Source organism: Legionella sp., from assembly GCF_965140895.1.
Classification (GTDB): domain Bacteria; phylum Pseudomonadota; class Gammaproteobacteria; order Legionellales; family Legionellaceae; genus Legionella.
In genome coordinates, this window is the sequence record NZ_CBCSKT010000047.1 from 1 (window position 1) to 4,657 (window position 4,657).

Consider the following 4,657-nt stretch of genomic DNA (forward strand, 5'->3'; position numbering starts at 1 on the left):
GGTGACTCTTGATAAACAATATTATCTTCGGAATCTGTTTGAGTTGGAATAGCACAAGCTCTCTCTGCTTCTGGAATGGCACTATACTGCTCCTCATCAGAAATTGCACTATATTCATAAAATGGAGTGGCTATTGGTTGGGCCAGATCTCGTTTAAAACCCTCAATGGCATCATCCCAGTTATTTAATTTCTTATAGTTTTCCCAATCGGTCAATAAATCATCAATAACAAGCTCCTTGATATTCTCCTTCGCAATATCTTTAACCCTATCCTCTAATCCAGACCATGCAAAACGTCCCACCACCGCATTTCCTATCACACTACCTAAATTGTCCCCTAAAACCTGTAATGCATCAAAATGAGTACCTGTGGTGAGGGATTGAGCACCGGATCCGGCCAGGGTTTGTAGCTCTGCGCGTAGCATGCCGCTGTGGTTAGTAATTCAGTCCAGTCGATGTGTTGATGATGTCTTATGGTGGTGTTAAATGCCTGCGGTAGCGACTGGATAGCTTGTCCAAGTCGTAGCTGTAGCGAACGCTTTTCTTACTGGCTCTATCTTCGTAAGTAATTAATTGCCCATCCCCCTGGTATTGACGATAACTATTTTTACCCCGCGTAGAAAACTCATGGAGCATTAAGCCGTAGCTTGAAGGGGCAAGCCTTGCCTTTTATTTTGCTTTTTGCTCACTTGTTAATTTCATCTATTTTTTTACAATACAACTGGCGCATAATACGCAAAAAAGCAGGGCTTGCCCCTCTGGGTGCTTGTATTGAATAATCAACCCACATACCAATCGAATCTGAGTTCATTAAGTTTAGTAAATGCCTTTTAACCTAGCTCCAAGTTATAAATTTATTATTTACCGAATCAGCATAAGATAATAAAAGCGCGCTGTATAAACTCTCAGGGGTCATTACCGAAGAAAAGCGAATACCATCAAGTTCATATTTTTCTATTACTTTAGAATCATTAGTTACCCAACTTTTTCCAATCCACGGAGCAGCTAAGGTAAAACTATTATTTGCTACGGTGCAAACAAAAACATTCCTTTTTTCATCAAAATATTGAAGTAAACCAAAAATTAAATGGCGTTTTAAAGGGTCAAAATTATTATTAATGGGTTTTATTAACTTCTTGTTCATCCAATTTATGCTTTTCGGCTGAGCTTCAACAATACATGTTTCATAAGAGCTAATGCACTTTTTCAATAATTTAATTTTTTCATATATATCACTATCTAATAAGTCCGCGTCCTCTGATATACTTTCAGGAATAGCATATTTTACAATTTTATCAAATCCTACAATTTGACAGGGTTTTAATGAATTTCCATGCAATATGGTAGTTAAAAATAATCCCCATAAAATCCAATAAAGCCTTATCATCTTTTTTCTCCAAAATATCCAGGTATTTTTCTACTATTCTTGAGTATATTGTCTATAGAAACTATGTAATTTTTACCTTCTAACTTGATATTATTTAACCAACCATCACCATACAGCTCAATACCATTTCGTACATGACCAGAGCCTTGATTATATGATACCAACACCTTCTTAATCCCCTCTTCAGTCCCACCATATTTATTAATAAAACTGCTAGCCATCTTAGCTGCATACATAATCGACTTTCCTGTATCAAAGGGATTAAAATTTCCATCTTTTAAATAATTATCGCTCGTCATCTGCATTACTCCGAGCACCCCAGTTGGTGAAACAGCATTCCAAACACCCTTGCTTTCAACCACAATCATAGCATTAATTAAATCAACTGAAGCCTCTGGATAAGCCTCATGAGCAGCTAAAACCTGATCTTGCAAACGATCCAAATTTAATCCTATTTCTTTTCTCGATACAAGGCTAAGTGATTCGGCTTTATATCCTACTAATTTCCTAATCGCATCCACTTTTCCTATTTTTTGTTCTGGAATAGGAGTTCCCTTATAGGCTCTCACTTTCCAAATTTGCTTAGGAGTCATCTTTAATACATTATTATGATTAACATCATTTTTTCTATTTAACCTTTTTTCAGATTCGGATTTAGTCAGAGAACTAAACTCATGGGATTCATTTTCTGGAATGGCACAAGACCTATCCGACCCTGGAATGGCGCTATACTGATCAGGATCAGGAATAGAACTATATTCATAAAATGGAGTGGCTATTGGTTGGGCCAGATCTCGTTTAAAACCCTCAATGGTATCATCCCAGTTATTTAATTTCTTGTAGTTTTCCCAATCGGTCAATAAATCATCAATAACAAGCCCTTTAATATTCTCCTTCGCAATATCTTTAACCCTATCCTCTAATCCAGGCCATGCAAATCGTCCCACCACAGCATTTCCTATTGTACTGCCTAAATTGCCCCCTAAAACCTGTAGTGCGTCAAAATGAGTATCGGTGGTGAGGGATTGAGCACCGGCTCCGGCCAGAGTTTGTAGCTCTGCGCGTAACATGCCGCTGTGGTTATCCAGGCTTTCGAGTTTTTCACCAAATTCTTTTCCTGGTTTTGAACCCATTAGACCTCCGGTGAGGGTGGCTACGCCTAATTCCGTCCAGTCGAAATGTTGATGGCGTCTTATGACGGTGTTAAATGCCTGCGGTAGCGAACGCTTTCCTTACTGGCTCTATCTTCGTAAAACAATAAATATTTTTACCCCGCGTAGAAAACTCATGGAGTAGTAGGCCATTGACGTTGTATTTATAAGCCGTGGTCTGGTTGCCTAAATCGGTATGTGACAGTAAATGGCCATGGGCATCGTAAGTCCAGCTTTGTTGTTTTTGGCCCGCATCAACCTCTCGGGTTTTATGCCCATAGTCATCATAGTCGTAGGAGGTAGCCAGTCCGTGGGCGTTCGTTTTTTTTATCTGATTGCCGAGCGTATCATAAGTAAAGGTTGTTTTCTCATTGGCCCCATTGTCCTGAGTGAATAATTGCCCCGCGTCATCATACGTATATTTTTGTTTGTGCAGCTCCCTTGAGTGCACGGGGTCAAGCCTTGAATGTTGAATTTAATCATCAAATATTTACTCGATAATTCACAATTCAAAGCCTGCCCCCGGCATCACTGAACCTCTACACCAATCCCCATAAACGCCAACGCATCAATAAAATTACTTAAAATTTGGGTCTTTTTCTCCTCAGATATCTTTCTACCATCCTTCCATTGGTAAAACTCCTTATCATATATATAAACAAAATACTTTCCATCTTTAAACCCATATTCAACAGTAACATCAATATCACCCATATTTTCAGAATATTTAATAACAAATCGGTCTATGGATTGTACGACAAAACCTTTGTCACTTTTGACTCCTTGCTTATTTAACCATGTAAACATAGTGCTTCCTCTATCTTAAAATAGTTTCAAAACGTGGGCGCAGATACAGTTCATCAATTCCTGTGATCCTGGGATTCATTCTAAGCTCTAATAGTTCTTGAGAATGGTATATACTTTGGGGACGCACTTGACCTATTAGTGAACGAACTTGTCCACTTGCCTGCCGAGTGAATAATTTAGAAACATCACCCCATATTTGAGCTGCTTCTGCAAGTGAAAAAGGAGAGCTTGTACCGAAAAGATCTAACTTATTTAGCCAAGCTCCACCAGGTGTCATTTCTAGTGTTGTTCCACCATGCTTTGCGATGTATTGTTGGGCTAATTTTACACCTTCGCTTCCTTGTCCTAAACCAGACCAAAGAACCAGATTATCTTTATTGGTATGCAAGCCAATTTCATTAAATAATCACTTAATTTTACTTGATAATTCACAATTCAAAGCCTGACCCCAACATCACTGAACCTCTACACCAATCCCCATAAACGCCAACGCATCAATAAAATTATTTAAAATTTGGGTCTTTTTCTCCTCAGATATCTTTCTACCATCCTTCCATTCGTAAAACTCCTTATTATATATATAAACAAAATGCTTCCCATCTTTAAATCCATCTTCAACAGTAACATCAATATCACCTATATTTTCAGAATATTTAATAACAAATCGGCCTATGGATTGTACAACAAAGCCTTTGTCACTTTTGACTCCTTGCTTATTTAACCATGTAAACATAGTGTTTCCTCTATCTTAAAATAGTTTCAAAACGTGGTCGCAGATACAGTTTATCAATTCCTGTGACCCTAGGATTCATACTAAGCTCTAATAGTTCTTGAGATTGGTATATACTTTGGGGACGTACTTGACCTATTAGTGAACGAATTTGTCCACTTGCCTGCCGAGTGAATAATTTAGAAACATCGCCCCATATTTGAGCTGCTTCTGTACGTGAAAAGGGGGAGCTAGTACCGAAAAGATCTAACTTATCTAACCAAGCTCCACCAGGTGTCATTTCTAGTGTTGTTCCACCATGCTTAACAACATATTGTTGGGCTAATTTTACACCTTCGCTTCCTTGTCCTAAACCAGACCAAAGAACTAGATTATCTTTCTTGGTATGCAAGCCAATTTCATTCGCTCTAGCTATGACCTGTTGGGGCGTCATGCCTTCTAATGGATGTGCAACGACAGCTGTTTTACTAACCAATAGCTCAACCTTCGAACCAGTCTTCCCTAACCCTTTTAATGCAGTGTATGCTAATTTGCCTCCAGGCACTAATCCTAATGCGGCAAGACCTCGATTAATGCGCTCCC

8 protein-coding genes are annotated in these 4,657 nt (G+C 38.7%); all 8 read right to left on the reverse strand.

Going from position 1 to position 4,657, the window contains the following annotated elements; translation table 11 throughout:
- Positions 1-425: hypothetical protein (locus tag ACQY7T_RS06485; RefSeq protein ID WP_428412135.1), on the reverse strand; the 425-nt coding region annotated here is incomplete at its 3' end.
- Positions 426-835: 410 nt separating this feature from the next.
- Positions 836-1,387 carry a hypothetical protein gene (locus tag ACQY7T_RS06490; protein WP_428412136.1) on the reverse strand — a complete coding sequence of 184 codons (552 nt, stop codon included), beginning with the start codon at positions 1,385-1,387 and terminating at the stop codon, positions 836-838.
- Positions 1,384-2,520, reverse strand: coding sequence for a lytic transglycosylase domain-containing protein (locus tag ACQY7T_RS06495; RefSeq protein ID WP_428412137.1), 1,137 nt, complete (start codon positions 2,518-2,520; stop codon positions 1,384-1,386). The genes ACQY7T_RS06490 and ACQY7T_RS06495 overlap by 4 nt, the downstream gene beginning before the upstream one ends.
- A 70-nt stretch (positions 2,521-2,590) precedes the next feature.
- Positions 2,591-2,989 carry a hypothetical protein gene (locus ACQY7T_RS06500; protein WP_428412138.1) on the reverse strand — a complete coding sequence of 133 codons (399 nt, stop codon included), beginning with the start codon at positions 2,987-2,989 and terminating at the stop codon, positions 2,591-2,593.
- 77 nt (positions 2,990-3,066) lie between these two features.
- Positions 3,067-3,345: a hypothetical protein gene (locus tag ACQY7T_RS06505; RefSeq protein WP_428412139.1), complete on the reverse strand. Its 279-nt coding sequence runs from the start codon at positions 3,343-3,345 to the stop codon at positions 3,067-3,069.
- Between the two features lie 10 nt (positions 3,346-3,355).
- Entirely contained in the window at positions 3,356-3,733 is a 378-nt protein-coding gene (locus ACQY7T_RS06510; protein WP_428412140.1) for a hypothetical protein, read from the reverse strand.
- 66 nt (positions 3,734-3,799) lie between these two features.
- The gene (locus tag ACQY7T_RS06515; protein ID WP_428412141.1) at positions 3,800-4,078 is read right to left on the reverse strand and encodes a hypothetical protein; all 279 of its coding nucleotides are present in this window, start codon (positions 4,076-4,078) and stop codon (positions 3,800-3,802) included.
- Between the two features lie 10 nt (positions 4,079-4,088).
- The coding region (locus ACQY7T_RS06520; RefSeq protein ID WP_428412142.1) for a hypothetical protein at positions 4,089-4,657 on the reverse strand (569 nt) is incomplete at its 5' end.

Bases quoted from the DNA above. Each gene is read 5' to 3' on its own strand.
- ACQY7T_RS06490 (WP_428412136.1), bottom strand. From the start codon at position 1,387: ATGATAAGGCTTTATTGGATTTTATGGGGATTATTTTTAACTACCATA.
- ACQY7T_RS06495 (WP_428412137.1), bottom strand. From the start codon at position 2,520: ATGGGTTCAAAACCAGGAAAAGAATTTGGTGAAAAACTCGAAAGCCTG.
- ACQY7T_RS06505 (WP_428412139.1), bottom strand. From the start codon at position 3,345: ATGTTTACATGGTTAAATAAGCAAGGAGTCAAAAGTGACAAAGGTTTT.
- ACQY7T_RS06515 (WP_428412141.1), bottom strand. From the start codon at position 4,078: ATGTTTACATGGTTAAATAAGCAAGGAGTCAAAAGTGACAAAGGCTTT.